Source organism: Actinosynnema sp. NPDC050801 (genome assembly GCF_040673975.1).
GTDB lineage: Bacteria > Actinomycetota > Actinomycetes > Mycobacteriales > Pseudonocardiaceae > Actinosynnema.
In genome coordinates this window covers 133,652-150,865 of sequence record NZ_JBFAQZ010000011.1, presented here as the reverse complement: position 1 = coordinate 150,865, position 17,214 = coordinate 133,652, and the positions used below count along the sequence as shown (strand labels likewise).

General features: G+C 71.8%; 20 protein-coding genes. 13 read left to right on the top strand and 7 right to left on the bottom strand.

The genetic code is table 11. From position 1 onward, the window contains the following. Window positions 1–32 precede the first annotated feature (32 nt). On the top strand, window positions 33–1,049 hold the full coding sequence (locus tag AB0K14_RS24450) for a helix-turn-helix domain-containing protein (protein WP_360453720.1): 1,017 nt from the start codon (window positions 33–35) through the stop codon (window positions 1,047–1,049). Between the two features lie 336 nt (window positions 1,050–1,385). On the opposite strand, the gene AB0K14_RS24445 is transcribed toward AB0K14_RS24450, so the two are convergent. Continuing rightward, window positions 1,386–2,012 carry an O-methyltransferase gene (locus AB0K14_RS24445; RefSeq protein WP_360453723.1) on the bottom strand — a complete coding sequence of 209 codons (627 nt, stop codon included), beginning with the start codon at window positions 2,010–2,012 and terminating at the stop codon, window positions 1,386–1,388. Window positions 2,013–2,229: 217 nt separating this feature from the next. Between AB0K14_RS24445 and sigE the strand changes: the two genes are divergently transcribed. From sigE to AB0K14_RS24420, 5 genes are all read left to right on the top strand, one after another. Next, window positions 2,230–2,811 (top strand): RNA polymerase sigma factor SigE, encoded by a 582-nt coding sequence (sigE, locus tag AB0K14_RS24440; protein WP_360453726.1) that lies wholly within the window; start codon window positions 2,230–2,232, stop codon window positions 2,809–2,811. Beyond that, window positions 2,808–3,434 (top strand): zf-HC2 domain-containing protein, encoded by a 627-nt coding sequence (locus tag AB0K14_RS24435; protein ID WP_360453729.1) that lies wholly within the window; start codon window positions 2,808–2,810, stop codon window positions 3,432–3,434. The genes sigE and AB0K14_RS24435 overlap by 4 nt, the downstream gene beginning before the upstream one ends. An 81-nt stretch (window positions 3,435–3,515) precedes the next feature. Next, window positions 3,516–5,045 carry a trypsin-like peptidase domain-containing protein gene (locus tag AB0K14_RS24430; RefSeq protein WP_360453731.1) on the top strand — a complete coding sequence of 510 codons (1,530 nt, stop codon included), beginning with the start codon at window positions 3,516–3,518 and terminating at the stop codon, window positions 5,043–5,045. Between the two features lie 62 nt (window positions 5,046–5,107). Continuing rightward, window positions 5,108–5,488, top strand: coding sequence for a Sec-independent protein translocase protein TatB (tatB, locus tag AB0K14_RS24425; protein WP_360453734.1), 381 nt, complete (start codon window positions 5,108–5,110; stop codon window positions 5,486–5,488). Between the two features lie 19 nt (window positions 5,489–5,507). Further along, window positions 5,508–5,678 (top strand): hypothetical protein, encoded by a 171-nt coding sequence (locus AB0K14_RS24420; protein WP_360453737.1) that lies wholly within the window; start codon window positions 5,508–5,510, stop codon window positions 5,676–5,678. Window positions 5,679–5,694: 16 nt separating this feature from the next. On the opposite strand, the gene AB0K14_RS24415 is transcribed toward AB0K14_RS24420, so the two are convergent. Then, window positions 5,695–6,864, bottom strand: coding sequence for a P-loop NTPase (locus AB0K14_RS24415; RefSeq protein ID WP_360453740.1), 1,170 nt, complete (start codon window positions 6,862–6,864; stop codon window positions 5,695–5,697). A 139-nt stretch (window positions 6,865–7,003) separates the two neighbouring features. Between AB0K14_RS24415 and AB0K14_RS24410 the strand changes: the two genes are divergently transcribed. Further along, the gene (locus AB0K14_RS24410; protein ID WP_360453838.1) at window positions 7,004–7,423 is read left to right on the top strand and encodes a MarR family transcriptional regulator; all 420 of its coding nucleotides are present in this window, start codon (window positions 7,004–7,006) and stop codon (window positions 7,421–7,423) included. 22 nt (window positions 7,424–7,445) lie between these two features. Here the strand turns inward: AB0K14_RS24410 and AB0K14_RS24405 are convergent, their stop codons facing one another. Both AB0K14_RS24405 and AB0K14_RS24400 read right to left on the bottom strand, forming a co-directional pair. Continuing rightward, a complete protein-coding gene (locus AB0K14_RS24405) occupies window positions 7,446–7,940 on the bottom strand; it encodes a DUF1003 domain-containing protein (RefSeq protein WP_360453743.1) in 495 nt (164 codons plus the stop codon). Beyond that, window positions 7,933–9,177: a CBS domain-containing protein gene (locus tag AB0K14_RS24400; protein WP_360453841.1), complete on the bottom strand. Its 1,245-nt coding sequence runs from the start codon at window positions 9,175–9,177 to the stop codon at window positions 7,933–7,935. Before AB0K14_RS24400 ends, AB0K14_RS24405 begins: the two co-directional genes overlap by 8 nt. A 94-nt stretch (window positions 9,178–9,271) precedes the next feature. On the opposite strand from AB0K14_RS24400, the gene AB0K14_RS24395 reads away from it, so the two are divergent. Next, window positions 9,272–11,323, top strand: a complete 2,052-nt coding sequence (locus tag AB0K14_RS24395) for a TIR domain-containing protein (RefSeq protein WP_360453746.1) — start codon at window positions 9,272–9,274, stop codon at window positions 11,321–11,323. 15 nt (window positions 11,324–11,338) lie between these two features. On the opposite strand, the gene AB0K14_RS24390 is transcribed toward AB0K14_RS24395, so the two are convergent. Then, on the bottom strand, window positions 11,339–12,196 hold the full coding sequence (locus AB0K14_RS24390) for an aminoglycoside phosphotransferase family protein (protein ID WP_360453749.1): 858 nt from the start codon (window positions 12,194–12,196) through the stop codon (window positions 11,339–11,341). Next, window positions 12,193–12,528 (bottom strand): hypothetical protein, encoded by a 336-nt coding sequence (locus AB0K14_RS24385; protein ID WP_360453752.1) that lies wholly within the window; start codon window positions 12,526–12,528, stop codon window positions 12,193–12,195. Before AB0K14_RS24385 ends, AB0K14_RS24390 begins: the two co-directional genes overlap by 4 nt. Before the next feature lie 115 nt (window positions 12,529–12,643). On the opposite strand from AB0K14_RS24385, the gene AB0K14_RS24380 reads away from it, so the two are divergent. Genes AB0K14_RS24380 through AB0K14_RS24365 form a run of 4 tightly spaced genes read left to right on the top strand, consistent with a single transcriptional unit; the run spans window position 12,644 to window position 15,402 of the window. Further along, entirely contained in the window at window positions 12,644–13,603 is a 960-nt protein-coding gene (locus AB0K14_RS24380) for a CoA ester lyase (RefSeq protein WP_360453755.1), read from the top strand. Between the two features lie 43 nt (window positions 13,604–13,646). After that, window positions 13,647–14,729 (top strand): AAA family ATPase, encoded by a 1,083-nt coding sequence (locus AB0K14_RS24375; protein WP_360453758.1) that lies wholly within the window; start codon window positions 13,647–13,649, stop codon window positions 14,727–14,729. Further along, window positions 14,726–15,142: a DUF4276 family protein gene (locus tag AB0K14_RS24370; RefSeq protein WP_360453761.1), complete on the top strand. Its 417-nt coding sequence runs from the start codon at window positions 14,726–14,728 to the stop codon at window positions 15,140–15,142. The genes AB0K14_RS24375 and AB0K14_RS24370 overlap by 4 nt, the downstream gene beginning before the upstream one ends. 59 nt (window positions 15,143–15,201) lie before the next feature. Then, the gene (locus AB0K14_RS24365) at window positions 15,202–15,402 is read left to right on the top strand and encodes a hypothetical protein (RefSeq protein WP_360453764.1); all 201 of its coding nucleotides are present in this window, start codon (window positions 15,202–15,204) and stop codon (window positions 15,400–15,402) included. 6 nt (window positions 15,403–15,408) lie between these two features. Here AB0K14_RS24365 and AB0K14_RS24360 read toward each other — a convergent pair whose 3' ends face one another. Then, on the bottom strand, window positions 15,409–15,711 hold the full coding sequence (locus AB0K14_RS24360; RefSeq protein ID WP_360453767.1) for a DUF4190 domain-containing protein: 303 nt from the start codon (window positions 15,709–15,711) through the stop codon (window positions 15,409–15,411). 142 nt (window positions 15,712–15,853) lie between these two features. Between AB0K14_RS24360 and AB0K14_RS24355 the strand changes: the two genes are divergently transcribed. Further along, entirely contained in the window at window positions 15,854–17,050 is a 1,197-nt protein-coding gene (locus tag AB0K14_RS24355; protein ID WP_360453770.1) for an acyl-CoA dehydrogenase family protein, read from the top strand. Window positions 17,051–17,214: the final 164 nt, after the last annotated feature.

Below are 17,214 nucleotides of genomic sequence, written 5' to 3'. Positions count from 1 at the left end.
TGCGGCGCGGAGGTGAGTGCTAGGAATCGCACATGCCGCCAGGATCCTCGCACCGCGTCGTGATGATCGTCGACTCCGGTTCGAACCCGTTCGAGATGGGGGTCGGGACCGAGTTGTTCGGCCTGCGCCGGCCCGAGCTCGGTGATCGGCCGTGGTACTCGTTCACGTTGAGCGCGCTCGGGCCGGTGCGGATGAATCACGGCTTCTTCACCCTCACGGGTGTCCCCTCGTTGGGGGAGGTCGACGGCGCGGACACCGTGATCGTGTCCAACCGCCCGGACAGCTGGATTTGCCCGCCGCGACCGCTGCTCGACGCCGTCCGCCGGGCCCACGACCGGGGCGCCCGGCTGGTCAGCTTCTGCACCGGCGCGTTCACCCTGGCGCACGCCGGGCTGCTGGACGGACGGCGCGCCACCACGCACTGGCAGTGGGCCGACCTGTTCCGGGAGATGTTCCCGCAGGTCAAGCTGGTCCCGGAGGTGCTGTACACGCAGGACGACCGGATCTACACGGCGGCCGGGAGCGCGGCGGCGCTGGACCTGGGCCTGCACCTGATCCGGCAGGACCACGGGACGGAGGTGGTCAACGCGGTGTCCCGGCGGCTGGTGTTCGCGGGCCACCGCGACGGCGGTCAACGCCAGTTCGTCGCCCGTCCCGTGCCCGCGGTGCCGGACGACTCGCTGGCCGACGTCCTGACCTGGGCACGAGCCCGGTTGGACCAGCCGCTGACGGTCGCCGCGATGGCCGGTCGCGCGGCCGTCAGCCAGGCCACCCTGCACCGCCGGTTCCAGGCGGAACTGGGCACCACACCCCTCGCCTGGTTGACCGCCGAACGAGTGGACCTCGCGCGGAGCCTCATCGAGCGTGGCGAGTCGCGCCTGGACGTGGTGGCGCGCCGCAGCGGCCTCGGCTCGGCGTCGAACCTGAGGGCCCACTTCCGCCGCCGCACCGGCCTGACCCCGAGCGCCTACCGGCACCGTTTCGGGCCCGCCGCCCCGCCGGTTGTCCACAGGTCGCCGGTTGTCCACAGCGAGCCGCCGACCACCTGAGATCGTCGGACCCGGCCGGCAAGATAAAAGCAGGGGTCCCTCTGGCGGGTACCCCTGCGAAGCACGACCGAGAACCGCGCAGAACCGCGGCGGTGGTCGGGCGTGTCGGGCGTCCGCGGGCCAGGCGTCGCCGACCGCAGGCGAGTTCAGGCGACCGCAGGCGGAGCTCAGCCGACCACGGCTGACCGCGGGGGAACGCAGGGAACGCAGGGAACGCGGGGGAACGCGAGCGGGCTCAGTCGAACGCGGGCTGACCACGGCCGAACGCGGGCGAACGCGGGGAAGCGCGAGCGGGCTCAGTCGAACGTGGGCGAGTTCAGCCGAACGCGGGCGGGCTCAGCCCACCTTTGCCGCCACCAGCAGCCCGTCACCCAGCGGCAGGATCACCGGCACCAGGCGGTCGTCCTCGCGCACCACCCGCGCCACGTCCCGCATCGCGGTGGTGTCCGGGTCGCGGTGCGACGGGTCGACGACCCGCCCGTGCCAGAGCACGTTGTCGAACGCGACCACCCCGCCCGGCCGCAGCAGCCGCACGGCCTCCTCCAGGTACTTCGGGTACTCCGACTTCGCCGCGTCCACGAACACCAGGTCGTACGCGCCGTCGGTCAACCGCGGCAGCACCTCCAGCGCCCGGCCCATGATCAACCTGGTCCGGGACACCGCGATCCCCGCCTCGGCGAACGCCACCCGCGCGGCCCGCTGGTGCTCCGGCGCCACGTCGATCGAGGTCAGCACACCGGCCGCGGGCATGCCGCTGAGCAGGTACAACGCACCGACCCCGGCACCGGTGCCGATCTCCACCACGGCCTTGGCCTGCAACGCCGCGGCGAGGAACCGCAACGCCGCCCCGCCGCCGGACCCGATCGGCACGCACCCCAACTCGGCGCCACGAGCCCTGGCGGCCGTGACCACGGCGTCCTCGGGCAGGTAGCGCTCCACGTACTCGCGCGTCGGCGCATCCACAGCACGAAGGCTAACGCCGCCGGCGGCGGTTCGGGTGAATCTCGGCGACGACCCGGATTCTCAGCGTGCTCTCAGCCGCCTCTCACGATGGTTATAAGGGAACACGTCACGCTGGTCCCAACGCATGACGAGCAGGACGAACGGGAACACGTCGGGGGAGCCGAGCGTTGACCCGTGCAGCAGGGCAGCCAGCCCAGTGGAGGTGCTTAACCGCCCGATGCCAAAGCAGCCGACCGCCGCACTGACGGCACCCGTCCCCGTCGAGGACGTGGAGTGGATCCCGCCCACGTGGGACGAAGTCGTGCGCGAACACGCCGACCGGGTGTACCGGCTGGCCTACCGCCTCACCGGCAACCAGCACGACGCCGAGGACCTGACCCAGGAGACGTTCATCCGGGTGTTCCGGTCGCTCGCGTCGTACAAGCCCGGCACCTTCGAGGGCTGGCTGCACCGCATCACCACGAACCTCTTCCTCGACATGGCCCGCCGCCGCTCGCGCGTGCGCATGGAGGCGCTGCCCGACGAGACCGACCGCATCCCGGGCGACGACCCGACGCCCGAGGAGGTCTACGACGACACGCACCTGGACCCGGAGCTGCAGGCCGCGCTGGACGAGCTGCCGCCCGAGTTCCGCGCCGCCGTGGTGCTGTGTGACGTGGAAGGACTCTCCTACGAGGAGATCGGCGCCACACTCGGCGTCAAACTGGGTACCGTGAGGAGCAGGATCCACCGGGGCCGCCAGGCCCTGAGGGTCGCACTGGAACGCCGTCGGGGTCTGGTTCGGGAGGACTCTGCATGACCGATCTGCGAGGTTGGCAACTGCCCGAGCAGCACCTGCTGCCCGACGCGGTCGTCGCCTTCGTCGACGGCGAGCTGACCGCCTCGGCGCACAGCCGGGCGTCCGCGCACCTGGCGCGCTGCCCGTTCTGCGCCGCGGAGGCGTACTCGCAGCAGCAGGCGCGGTCCGCGGTCCGCGCCGCCGACGCACCCTGCGCGCCCGCGAGCCTGCTGGCCAGGCTCGGCGCGATCCCACAGGAGGTCGAGCTGCCCAGCGCGCCGGACGGCCTCGCGGTCACCGAGGACGGCCAACTCGTCACGGTGCAGCGGCCCGACCGGGTCGCGTTCGGCAACGGCCCCGTGCTGGGGGCCGGCCGCCCTTTCGGAACCGGCGGCGGTAGCCGCTTCGGTGCCGGTCTGTTCGGGGGCAGGCGCGCCCGTCAAGGCGCCGGCGTGGTCGTCTCCGGCCTCATGCTCGGCGCACTGGTCCTCGTCGCACCGAGCAGCGAGGACACCTCGCCGCCGCCCGCGCAGGGCAACACCCCGCACCCCGCGCCCGTCGTCGCGCCGTCGTCCGCCGACGCCGAACGGGAGCCGGTAGGCGTGCTGCGACCCGCGGCGAACACCGGCCTGCTGGGTCGCTGACCAGCCCGCTGACGGCAACTTCACCGGTCACAGGGCACGATTGCCCCGCGACAACCATGGTGTGACGACGTGCGGGGAGCGATGAGCGAGCCAGATCAGGGCAACGGGACGACCCCCAAGTCGGGCGTGGACGACGGGGCGCACCGCAGGCTCGCACCCCGCCCGCTGAACCGCCCGCCCGTCGACTCCGGCCAGCAGGCCGTGTTCGGCAGGCCGCAGGGCGTGGCGGGCGCGTTCTCCGCCGACCGACCGAGCCTCAACGGCGCCACCGCCGTGCACTTCGCACCGCCGCCACCCGAAGCGCTGTCCACCGCGTTCGGCCGCCCCCGGGGCGACGCCGACACCCTCCTGCAACGCCCGCCGGTCGACGTCAACGGCGAGCCGGAGGTGGAGCCCGTCTTCTGGGAGGGCAAACCGGCGGGCGACTCGTGGCGCGACCCGGGCGCGTCGGCCGTCATCGGCCCGCCCGCCGTCACCGAGCAACCCGACGCCGACCCCGAGCCGGAACCGACGCCCGGTCCGCAGCTCAGCGTGCCCGAGCTGCTGTTCGGGCGGCGGGTCAAGCCGCTGGGCCTGGTGCTGCTGGTGGTGGTCGCGCTGCTGGTCGGCGCGGCGGGCGGCGCGGTCGGCTGGCTGCTGGGCCGCGTCGGCAACCCGCTGACCGACGGTGGCGTCACGCTGGCCGAGGTCAAGCCCGGCAAGGAACGCCCCGTGGGGTCGGTCGCCGACATCGCCAAGCGGGTCACGCCCAGCGTGGTGTCGATCGAGTTCAAGGGCGCGAACGTGGCGGGCGTCGGCTCGGGCGTGGTCATCGACGGCGCCGGGTACGTGCTCACCAACGACCACGTGGTCGCGCCGGCGGTGCAGGACACGTCGGCGAAGCTGACCGTCGTCTTCACCGACGGCAAGCGGGCCGTGGCGCAGATCGTCGGCCGCGACTCCAAGACCGACCTCGCGGTGATCAAGGTCGCGGTGGACAACCCGACCGTGCTGCAGTTCGGCAACTCCGACGACCTGGCGGTCGGCGACACGGTGCTGGCCATCGGCTCGCCGCTGTCGCTGTCGAACACCGTGACCGAGGGCATCGTCAGCGCGCTGCACCGCCCCGTGACGGCGGCGGGCGAGAACGGCGGGCCGCAGATCACCTACGACGCGATCCAGACCGACGCGGCCATCAACCCGGGCAACTCCGGTGGCGCGCTGGTCGACTCGTCCGGGGCGCTGGTCGGCATCAACTCGTCGATCCGCACCGAGACCGGCGGCTCGGTCGGCCTCGGGTTCGCGATCTCCGGCAACTACGCGCGCAAGGTCTCGGAGGCGTTGATCCGCGACGGCGTGGTCAAGCACGCCGACATGAACATCAACGTGCGGTCCGCGTCGGCGGAGACGGCCGAGGGCGCGCAGGTGCAGAACGTCCCCGAGGGCGGTGCGGCCGACGCGGCCGGCATCGAGGAGGGCGACGTGATCACCCGGGTCGGCGAGCGGATGGTGCGCAACGCCGCGGAGCTGACCGTCGCGGTAAGGGACCGTGAAATCGGCGAGACGGTACCGGTCGTGCTGGCCAGGCAGGGCCGTGAGCTGACCGTGCAGGTGACTCTGAGGTCCGACTGACGGCTACGCTGGCGGTCAGGGCTGCTGCCCGGAAGGTGCGGCACGGAAGGTGGGGCACGAGGGTGTTCGACAGCATCGGGTGGCTTGAGATCCTCGTCATCGTCGTGGCGGGCCTGTTCATCCTGGGTCCGGAACGACTGCCCGAGGCGGCCTCCTGGGTCGGCAAGACGGTCCGCCGGGTCCGCGACTACGCGACCGGCGCGCGGGAGCAGTTGAAGCAGGAGATGGGGCCCGAGTTCGAGCAGCTGCGCAAGCCGCTGGAGGACCTGCGGGAACTGCGCAACTTCGACCCGAAGCGCGCGATCACCAAGCACCTGTGGGACGACGACCCGGCGGAGAAGCCGAACGGCCACCCCGCCGTGCCGCCGGCCCGCGACACCGCCGCCCGCGACCGCCCGCTGGAGCGCGGCGAGCGCCCGCCGTACGACCCGGACGCCACCTGACGGTCGGTGGCCCGTCGAGGTGAACGTCGGCGACGCCAGGTCGAGCGGAAGGGCCCGCCTGCGACACGGCGAGAACACGGTCGAGTTCGTCGTCGAACAGAACGCGCCGTCGCCCAACGGCTTGGCGATCCACGGCAACGCCATCGCGCCGGACCACACCGACGAGCACATCACGCTTCGCGGCGGGTGAGGCGTCGACGGCGTGGTCAGCGCCCGGCGGGGGAGACGTTCAGCAGCCGGCCGGCCAGTCCGCGCGACCGGGTGGACAGCTTGCCCGCCACGTCCTTCAGCACCTGGCCGGCGACCGACTCGGGGTGCGCCAGCACGATCGGCGTGCCCGAGTCGCCCTGCTCGCGCAGGCGCTGGTCGAGCGGCACCTGGCCCAGCAGCGGCACGTCGGCGCCCACGGCCTGGGTCAGCGAGTCGGCCACGACCTGTCCGCCGCCCGAGCCGAACACGTCCATCCGGGTGCCGTCCGGCAGCTCCAGCCACGACATGTTCTCGATCACGCCGGCGATCCGCTGCCTGGTCTGCAACGCGATCGAACCCGCCCGCTCGGCCACCTCGGCCGCCGCCTGCTGCGGCGTCGTGACGACCAGGATCTCGGCGTTCGGCACCAGCTGCGCCACCGAGATGGCGATGTCGCCGGTGCCCGGCGGCAGGTCGAGCAGCAGCACGTCCAGGTCGCCCCAGAACACGTCGGCCAGGAACTGCTGCAACGCCCGGTGCAGCATCGGGCCGCGCCACACGACCGGGGTGTTGCCCGACGTGAACATGCCGATCGAGATGAGCTTCACGCCGTGCGACTGCGGCGGCATGATCATCTTCTCGACCTGGGTCGGCCTGGCCTCGGTGCCCAGCATCCGCGGGATGGAGTGGCCGTAGATGTCGGCGTCCACCACGCCGACCGACAGCCCGCGCGCGGCCATCGCGACGGCCAGGTTCACCGTCACCGACGACTTGCCCACGCCGCCCTTGCCCGACGCCACGCAGTAGACCCGGGTCAACGACCCCGGCTGCGCGAACGGGATCACCGGCTCCTCGACGCCGCCGCGCAGCGACTTGCGGAGCTCGGTGCGCTGGGCGTCGCTCATCACGTCCAGCTCGACGCGGACACCGGTCACGTCGTCGAGCGCGGAGACGGCGGCCGTCACGTCGGCGGTGATCCGGTCGCGCATCGGGCAGCCGGCCACGGTGAGGTACACCGCCACGTCCACGACCCCGTCGTCACCGACCACGACGCCCTTGACCATGCCCAGGTCGGTGATCGGACGCCGGATCTCCGGGTCCTGCACACCGGCCAACGCCTTCTGCACGTCGTCAACGGTAGGAAGAGTCACGGGAACGCCTTCGCCAAGAGGTGGTGGGACCGCCATGCTACGGCGGTCCGTGCACCTCCAAGCTACCGGTCGGTCACCACGGTTCCGGGGGCAGCGCGCAGCCGGTTGCGTGCTTTCCGTAACATTGGTATCCGTGCCGGAAACCGGATCTGCCCGGTTGCCCACCCGTACCGAGTTGGGGGTGTGGCGATCCTTCCTCCGGGCGCACGCGAGGCTCACTCGGGTCCTGGAAGCCGAGCTGATCGCCGAGCAACGCCTGTCGCTCGCGGCCTACGACGTCCTGGTGCAGCTGGCCGAGGCGTCGCAGCACCGACTGCGGATGACGGAGCTGGCCGACGCGGTGCTGCTGTCGCGTTCCGGCGTCACAAGACTCGTCGACCGCCTGGAACGCGCGGGCCTCGTGCTGCGCGAACGCGCCGACGGCGACGGCCGCGGCGTGGTGGCGGTGCTCACGTCCCAAGGCCTGGAACGGCTGCACGTGGCGTCGGCCACGCACCTCACCGGCGTGGCGCGGCACTTCGCCGAGGCGTTCGACCACGCCGGGCTGGAGGCGTTCGGCCGCACCTGCGACCAGTTGAGCGCCGAGGAACCCTGAGACGTCGCGGCCCCTGGAAGGGCTACGGCGACGACACGTCGTCCTTGACGGTGCGCTTGCGGTCGCGGAACACGCGTTCCAGCTCGCTGCGCAGGTAGTCGCGGGTCACCACCTCGCCGACGGCGAGCCGCAGCGCCGCCAGCTCGCGGGCCAGGTACTCGGTGTCGGCCTTGGTCTGCGCGGCCCGCGCCCGGTCCTCCTCCAGCGACACTCGGTCGCGGTCGTCCTGCCGGTTCTGCGCGAGCAGGATCAGTGGCGCGGCGTACGCGGCCTGCGTGGAGAACGCCAGGTTGAGCAGGATGAACGGGTACGGGTCCCAGCGCAGCGACACCGCGACCAGGTTCACCGTGATCCACACGATCACCATCAGCGTCTGCCAGAACAGGAACTTGCCGGTGCCCAGGAACCGGGCGAGCCGCTCGGAGAACCGGCCGAACGCCTCCGGGTCCAGCGACAGCCGGAACCTCCCCTCGGTGCGCGGCTGGTCGAGCCGTCGACGTGGCAGCAGCTCAGGCATGGGACAGCCCCGTTTCGCGCCAGTTGTCGGGCAGCAGGTGGTCGAGCACGTCGTCCACGGTGACCGCGCCGAGCAGGTGGTCGCTCTCGTCCACCACCGGCCCGCACACCAGGTTGTAGGCGGCGAAGTAGCGGGTCACGTCGCCGAGCGACGCGGTCGGCGACATCGTCGCCAGGTCGGTGTCCAGCACCCCCGCGACCAGGTCGGACGGCGGTTCGCGCAGCAGCCGCTGGATGTGCACGCAGCCCAGGTAGCGGCCGGTCGGCGTGGCCGTGGGCGGGCGGCACACGAACACCATGCTGGCCAACGCGGGCGTGAGGTCGGGGTTGCGCACGTGCGCCAGCGCCTCGGCCACCGTCGCGTCCGGCGCGAGCACCACCGGTTCCGGCGTCATCAACCCGCCCGCGGTGTCGAAGCTGTACTCCAGCAGCCGCTTCACCGGCGCGGACTCCTCGGGCTCCATCAGCTCCAGCAGCCGGTCCTTCTCCAGCTCGGGCAGCTCCGACAGCAGGTCCGCGGCGTCGTCGGGGTCCATCGCCTCCAGGATGTCCGCGGCGCGCTCGTCGTCGAGGTGCGCGATCAGGTCCTTCTGGTCCTCTTCGGCCATCTCCTCGATCACGTCGGCGAGCCGTTCGTCGTCCAGCGCCTCGGCCACCTCGTAGCGCCGCTTGAACGGCAGGCTGTGCAGCGCCAGCGCCACGTCGGCCGCGCGCATCGTCTCGAAGATCGCCACCAGGTGCTGCGCGCCCTGCGGCTGGCCGGCCAGCTCGGTCACCGACAGCCCGGTCAGGTCCTCCCAGCGCAGCACCTGCACCGGTCCGCGGCGGGCCAGCCGCCCGGTGCGCTCCCGGACCGCGACCCGCGTCATCCGCCAGTCGCGGGTGCGGCTGGGTTCCATCGCGGCGTCGACCAGCACCGCGGTCGCGCCGGAGTCGAGCGTCACGCGCGCGTCGAGGAGTTCGCCGACGACCAGCACCTCGTTCGTGCGCTGGTGGAACTGGCGCAGGTTGACCGACCCGGTGGCGAGCGTCACCGCGTTCGGCTCGATCGAGGTGACCCGCAGCATCGGCACGAAGATGCGCCGCCGGGTCGCCAGTTCCAGCACCAGCCCGAGCACCCGGGGCGGCTGGCGGTCCACCCGCAGGCCGATGACGAGGTCGCGGACCTTGCCGATGGACTCGCCGTCCGGCCCGAACACGGGCAGACCGGCGAGCTGAGCGGCGAAGACCCGGTTCATGGCGACCACGTGATCAGGTTAGTCCGCCGGGTGCCGCTCCGCTGCGTTCCACTGTGGACAGATGTGGGGGTGTTGGCCTGTGCATACTGTCGACGTGCACGGGAGAACGCGGGTGCCGGCGGCTCTGCTCGCGGGCGCGGTGGCGCTGGTCGCGCTGGTGGCGCTGTGGGCGGTCGGCACGGCGCTGGACGAGGTCGTCGGCGCGTGGTTCGCCCTGGTGTCGCTGACCGTGCTGGTGTGGGCGTTCCACCTCGGGTGGCGGCAGGGCCGGACCGGCCGGTTCGTGTTCCTGGTGCTCCAGTTCGCCGCCCCGGTGCTGCTCGGCGTGGCGATGGGCTTGCGCGAGGTGCAGAACTCGCGGGTGCCGTGGACGGCGGTCGCGGGCACCGCCGTCGGTCTGGCCGGTGTCCTGGCCGTCACCCTGTTCACCCGGAAGTCCCTCTTCCGACGTCTCCCGAGGACGTTCATCAGCTACCGGCGCGCGGAATCCTCGTACGCGGTGGACCGGGTCTACGAGCACCTGGCCCGCGAGTACACGCCGCAGAACGTGTTCCGCGACATCGACACGATCCACGTCGGCGAGGACTTCGCCCACAGCATCGAGCGGGCGATCTCGGCGTGCGACGTGGTGCTGGTCGTCATGGGGCCGGGGTGGGCGCACCACGTCGACGCGTCCGGCGCGCCGCGCCTGCACGACCCCGGCGACTTCGTGCGGATGGAGGTCGTGCGCGGCCTCGGGGGTGACTGCACCGTGGTGCCGGTGCTGATCGACGGCGCCCGATTACCCGCCGCGGCCGACCTGCCGCCGGACCTGCGGCCCCTGCTCACCCTCCAGACCGCCCAGCTCCGCCCCGTCGACTCCGCCCGCGACCTGCACGCCCTGACCGCCCGCGTCGAACGGGCCCGCCGGGCGGTGGTGGCCGAGCGGTCGCCGCTGCGCTCACCCCGCGTCCGGCGGTGGCGGGACGTGGCGTTCGCCGCTGTCGCGATCATGTTCGCCACCCAGGTGACGGCGCTCGTGCTGGTCGGTCGGCAGTGGGAGGACACCGATCACCACCCGTCGCCCGACGGTCGGCACGTGCTCGCCACGACGTTCGGCGGCGCGATGGCCCTGTGGGACGTGGGGCGCGGGGAGATCACCGCCACCGCGCGGGGTTCGTCGAACCCGATCGACCTGGCCTGGTCGCCCCGCGGCGACCGGTTCGCCGTCGGGTGGTGGCAGGACGGCCTGGAGGTCTGGTCCGTCGACGGGTTGCGCCGCACGGCCTCGCTCGAAGGTGGCCCGGGCGAGGTGCTGGGCAGGCTCACGTGGTCCGGTGACGGCGAGTGGCTGGCCGCCGTCGACTCCTACGGCACCCTGCACCTGTGGGAGGTCGGGACGGGGCGGCACCACTCGGTGGAAGGCGCGGTGGAGGCCCGGGTCGCGCTGTCGCCGCGGGTCGCGCTCTCGACCACCGGTGACCGACTCCTCCTCTACGACGGGCCTCTCGGGGTGACGGTGTACGAGTTCGCCGGCGACGGGCTGATCCGGACGCCGGGAGCCGCGGCGGACGGACCGCTGAGCGACCTCGCCCGGGTGGACGCGGCCGTGTGGACCGACGACGCCGGCGTCCTCTACGCGGAGGACGGCGTGCTCAGGCAACGGCGGTTCGACGGCGCGCCGGCCACCACCTTCGCCCCTTCCGAGGGCGCACAGGAGGGCCGGTTCCACTTCCTGTCCCTGTCGCCTGGCGGGAAGGTCGTCGCGGCGGTGGAGTCCACCTCGAACGGGGACCGCGTCTGGACGTGGTCGACCGAGACGGGGGAACGGCTCGGTCGCCACACCGTGGCCGCCGCGGCGGACTGGGCGTACGGGGACGACGACCCCGAGATCGCGTGGGAACCCGGTGGTCGGCGACTCGCCGTCCGGGCCGGGAACAGCACGGTCACCGTGGTCGACCCGCGGCCGTCCGAGCCGGCGGTCCGGCTGACCGCGCCCGGTGAGGCGCGCCTGTTGTCCTGGGGACCGGACGGGGTCGAGGTGATGAGCACATCACGGGACGAGGTCGGTGTGCTGGTGCTGACGGCGCCGCTCGGCGTGGCGTGGGCCGGCGAGGACCTGCTGCACACGCCGGTCTGGCGACACGTGGTGATCGCGTTGACGTGACGGCCGGAGAGGGTGTCACGGCCGGAACGCGTGGGTGATCGCCTCGACGGCGCCGGCCATCTCGTCCCGCTCCCCGTCCAGGCACCACAGCCAGGTGTCGACCGCGCGGCAGAACGTCCAGGCGCGGGCCCGTTCGGCGTCCAGCTCGCCGATGTCGCACAGCGCGGCGAACCGGTCGCGCAGGCCGCGGTCCCCGTCCAGTTCGCCGAACCTGTTCCACAGCAACGGGATCACGCCGAACTCGCGGTCGCCGGCCAGCGGCTTCGGGTCGATCATCAGCCACCGCTCGCGGTCGCCGCGCAGCACGTTCCCGTAGTGCAGGTCCTGGTTGACCAGGGTGTCCCCGGCGCTCCCGGCCAGGGCGACGCCCAGTTCGCGCGCCTGCTCGACCAGCGCGGCCGGCAGCGGGTCGCCCAGGCCGGCGTTCTCCGCGACCAGGTCGGGGAACTCGTGGCGGTGGAACTCCGGCCCGGCCGGCACGCGCAGCCCGCGCAGCAGCCCGCCGGTGACGGCCACCGCCTCCTCGATCGGCGCGTCGTCCAACGACGTGGTGTGGTCGAGGCGTTCCAGCAGCAGCGCGCCGTGCTCGTCGTCGTGGTCGAGCAGGTCCACCACGCCCCGGCCGCGCCACGCCCGCAGCGCCACCGGCTCCTGCCGGGTCTCCTCGTCCAGCCAGGTGAGCTTGAGCACGGCCGGGTGGCCGTCGGCGCGGCGCACCGGCAGGACGACGGCGACGTTGCCGGTGAGCAGGTCGCCGTCGGGGGTCAACCGCCAGCGGGCGCAGAACTTCGTGGCCAGCGACGGCAGGGTGGCCCGCCACGCCAGTGACTCCTCGCCGAGGATGGAGCCGAAGTCGTCGGGGACGGTGATCACGCGAACTCCAGGCGGTAGACCGAGTCCCACCGCGCCCGGCCGTTCAGCCGGGCCGCCCGCAACGCCGCCGCGGACTCGTCGTCCAGGGCGGTCAGCCGGGCGGTCGCGGGTGCGTCGACCAGGTGCGAGTGGGTGGTGGGCGAGCGGACGGTGACCGTGCAGGCGACGCCGTCGGCCAGGCCCGGCACCTGCTGTTCCGCGCCGCCGACGGCCACCAGCACCGCGCCGTCGCGCCACAGCGCCCACACCAGCCGCGGTCCGTGGCCGGTCGGCGTCACCCAGATCGCGGCGGCCTTGCGCAGCGCGTTGTCCAGCACCTGCTCGATCTCCACCGGTTCAGCCTGCCACGGGCCTGTGAATCCGGACTCACGAAATAGCGGGCGGCACGGGTGCGTGCCACCCTTCGCAACGACAGGAGTTACCGGTCGGTACGAGGAGGTACCCACAGTGGTCGACCAGCAGCGTCCCCGTCGCTCGTGTCTGGCCGTGCCCGGGTCGAGCCAGAAGATGATCGACAAGGCCCGCACGCTGCCCGCGGACCAGGTGTTCCTCGACCTGGAGGACGCGTGCGCGCCGCTGGCCAAGCCGGACGCGCGCAAGACCATCGTGGCGTCGTTGAACGAGGGCGGCTGGGGTTCCCGCGCGCGGGTGGTGCGGGTGAACGACTGGACCACCGAGTGGACCTACCGCGACGTGACCGAGGTCGTCGAGGGCGCGGGCGCGAACCTGGACTGCATCATGCTGCCCAAGGTGCAGACCGCGGAGCAGGTGCACGCGCTGGACCTGCTGCTCACCCAGATCGAGAAGACCATGGGCTACGAGGTCGGCCGGATCGGCATCGAGGCGCAGATCGAGAACGCCCTCGGCCTGATCAACGTCAACGCGATCGCCACCGCCTCGCCGCGGGTGGAGACGATCATCTTCGGCCCGGCCGACTTCATGGCGTCGATCAACATGAAGTCGCTGGTCGTCGGCGAGCAGCCGCCCGGCTACGACGTGGGCGACGCGTACCACTACATCCTGATGCAGATCCTGATGGCGGCGCGTGCGCACGACAAGCAGGCCATCGACGGGCCGTACCTGCAGATCCGCGACGTCGAGGGGTTCAAGCGCGTGGCCGGCCGCTCGGCCGCCCTGGGGTTCGACGGCAAGTGGGTGCTGCACCCCGGCCAGATCGACGCGGCGAACGAGGTGTTCAGCCCCAAGCAGGAGGACTACGACCACGCCGAGAACATCCTCGACGCGTACGACTACTTCACGTCCGAGAAGGGCGGCAAGAAGGGCGCGGTGATGCTCGGCGACGAGATGATCGACGAGGCGTCGCGCAAGATGGCGCTGGTCATCTCGTCCAAGGGCCGTGCGGCGGGCATGTCGCGCACGAACGTGTGGTCGCCGCCGGAGGACTGACTTCCGGGGGCTCCCCGCCGGTCCGTGGTCGTAGAGTGATCGCGTGGCCGACGGGGAGCTGAAGTCGATCGAGATCGAGGGCTACACCTCGATCCGCTCGGCGCGGGTGGACCTCGGCCGGCTGAACGTCATGATCGGCGCGAATGGCGCGGGCAAGAGCAACTTCGTACGGGTCTTCGAGCTGCTCGGCCGCCTGGTCGACTCGGACCTGCCCTACTTCGTCGGCAAGAACGGCGGTGCCTCGGCGCTGCTCAACGCCGCTGCCGCGCGCCTGCGGGTCAAGCTCAACGCGTCCGCGGGGCAGTACGAGGCCGTGCTGGAGCCCGCCGGAAGCGACGAGTTCATCTTCGCCCACGAAGCCGTCGGCTGGGCGGTCCCGGTCGAGGTCGGCCGGGGGAACCGGCAGACGCGGCTGCACGAGGCCGCGGAAACCGGCGTCAACGAGGCGGCGTCGGACATGATCGACATGCTGCGCGGCTGCCGCGTCTACCACTTCCACGACACCAGCTCGGACGCGCCGGTCAAGCACCTCGTGCCGACCGCGGACAACCTGGCGTTGCACCACGACGCGGGCAACCTCGCGGCCGTCCTGCTCGCGCTCTCGGACAGCGACGACAGGGCCGACCAAGCGGCCTACCGGCGCATCGTCGGGGCCATCCGCCAAGTCGCGCCGTTCTTCCGGGATCTGGTGCTGCGCCCCGAGAAGAACGATCGGCTGCGGCTGCGGTGGCGGCAGAACGACTCGGACGTCGTGTTCTCGGCCGACCAGATGTCCGACGGCACGCTCCGGTACATCTGCCTCGCGGCGCTGCTCCTGCACCCCCGACTGCCCTCGCTGGTCGTGCTGGACGAGCCGGAACTCGGACTGCACCCCTACGCCGTCGTGCAGCTGGCCGGCCTGTTGCGCCAGGCGTCCGTGCGCAGCCAGGTGCTCATCGCCACGCAGTCGGTCACCTTGATGAACCAGTTCCACCTGGACGACCTGATCGTGGTCGAGCGGGTGGACGGCGCGTCGACGTTCACCCGGCCGGATCGCGAGCGGCTCGGCGCGTGGCTGGAGGAGTACTCGCTGGGCGAGCTGTGGGAGAAGAACCTGATCGGGGGCAGGCCGGGCGGGCAGACGTGACCGGTGCCATCCGGCGAGTCCACCTGCTCGTGGAAGGGCAGACCGAGGAAGTCGTGGCCGATTCCGTCATCCGGCCCCACCTCGAAGGGCTCGGTTGGGTCACCAGCTTGTCCCTGGTGAAGACCAAGCGGCCGGCGGCAGGACCGTCGCACAAGGGCGGCATCACCGGCTGGGGACAGGTCCAGCGGGACATCAGGCTCCTGCTGAACGACACGAGCCTCGACGTGTCCGCCGGCGGCCCGGAGTTGGTCAACGACGGGCCCGCCACCGCGCCGTCGAAGCGGTTGCTCGACTACTGCCCGGGCTACGTGAAAACGGTCGACGGGCCGCTCGCGATCCAAGACCTGGGGCTCGCGCGCCTCCGGGCGGCGTGCCCGCACCTCGACGCCTGGCTCCGCACGTTCGAAGAGTGACGAAACGTGCACCCGCTGCTGGTCACGGTGGTGAGCATGCCCACAGGAAGCGCCCCTGATTGGCGATCAAGGGGTGGGGCGTGTGCATGGTGGTGGGCGGGTCCAGACACCGAAACCCCCGCCGGTGGTTGTTCCAGCGCCGCCGTGACGACCTGTTGGAGCGCAGCTTCCGGCGCTGCCCGGGCTGCTCCGAGGACGTGCACGTGTTCGCCGACGTCTGCCGGCACTGCGGTGGCGCGCTGGAGCAGCGCGCCTCCTGACCGGGATCAGCGCGTGGGCACCGGCAGGTTCCCGGCCTCCCGGACCAGCCACACCACCAGCACGACCCACACCACGAGCGCCAGCACCCACAGCACGGTGAGCACGACGCCGATGATCAGGCCGGCCGTGGCCATGCCCCAGCCCTCCTCACCGGTCCGCCGGATCTGCTTGCGCGCCACCACGCCCAGCACGATGCCCGCCGGGGAGAACAGGAACGCCGTGATCAGCGCCGCGATCGCCATCCCGTTGGTCTGCCTGGGCGGCGGCGGGTAGTAGCCCGGCTGCTGCTGGTAGTGCGGCTGCGACATGTGGTCCCCCTGCCGGTCCTGCGGACGCCCAGGCTAACCCGCTGTTTCGGTTCAGCGGGTGGCGATGAGCACTCTCGTGCCGCGAACGTGCGTTAACCGGTCCATACTCGCCGGTAACCCGTGAGCTACGAAGGGAACCGCGATGGCGCGCCTGGCCCGGACCGCAGGACTGACCGACATCCAGGAGGAGATCCTGTCGACGGTCCGCACCTTCGTGGACAAGGAGATCATCCCGCACGCCCAGGCGCTGGAGCACGGCGACACCTACCCGGCCGACATCGTCGAGGGCATGAAGGAGATGGGCCTGTTCGGGCTCACCATCCCCGAGGAGTTCGGCGGGCTCGGCGAGTCGCTGCTGACCTACGCCCTGGTGGTGGAGCAGATCGCCCGCGGCTGGATGTCCGTCTCCGGTGTCATCAACACCCACTTCATCGTGGCGCACATGCTCAAGCAGCACGGCACCCCCGAGCAGCAGCGGAAGTACCTGCCGCGGATGGCCACCGGGGAGGTGCGCGGCTCGTTCTCCATGTCCGAGCCGGAACTCGGGTCCGACGTGGCCGCGATCCGCACGCGCGCCGTGCGCGAGGGCGACGACTTCGTCATCAACGGCCAGAAGATGTGGCTGACCAACGGCGGCACGTCCAACCTCACCGCCGTGCTGGTGAAGACCGACGAGGGCGCGGAGAAGGCGCACCAGAACCTGACCACGTTCCTGGTGGAGAAGCCCGAGGGCTACGGCGAGGTCGTGCCCGGCCTCACCATCCCCGGCAAGATCGACAAGATGGGCTACAAGGGCGTCGACACCACCGAGATGGTGTTCGACGGCTTCCGGATCCCCGCCGAGCAGGTGCTGGGCGGCCAGACCGGCCGGGGTTTCCGGCACATGATGGACGGCGTCGAGGTCGGCCGGGTCAACGTGGCGGCCCGGGCGTGCGGCATCGCGTTGCGGTCCTTCGAACTGGCCATCGAGTACGCGCAGCAGCGCAAGACCTTCGGCAAGCCGATCGTCGAGCACCAGGCCATCGCGTTCAAGCTGGCCGAGATGGCGACCAAGGTCGAGGCCGCCCACCTGATGATGGTCAACGCCGCCCGGCTCAAGGACTCCGGCGCCCGCAACGACGTCGAGGCCGGCATGGCCAAGCTCATCGCGTCCGAGTACTGCGCCGAGGTGACGCAGGAGGCGTTCCGCATCCACGGCGGCTACGGCTACTCCAAGGAGTACGAGATCGAGCGGCTGATGCGCGAGGCGCCGTTCCTGCTCATCGGCGAGGGCACCAGCGAGATCCAGAAGACGATCATCAGCCGGGGCCTGCTGCGCGACTACCAGTCCCGCGGCTGACCGCCCGGCGGGTTGTCCACGGGCCGGGGCCGACCGCCGCACACCGTCGGTCCCGGCCGGCAGGATCAAGAACAGGGGGTCCCCCGGCGGGGACCCCGCTCCGCGTCGAGGCCCGAGCCGATGGTCACGTTTCGCACCCTTCCCGGCCACCTGTTTCGCGCCGC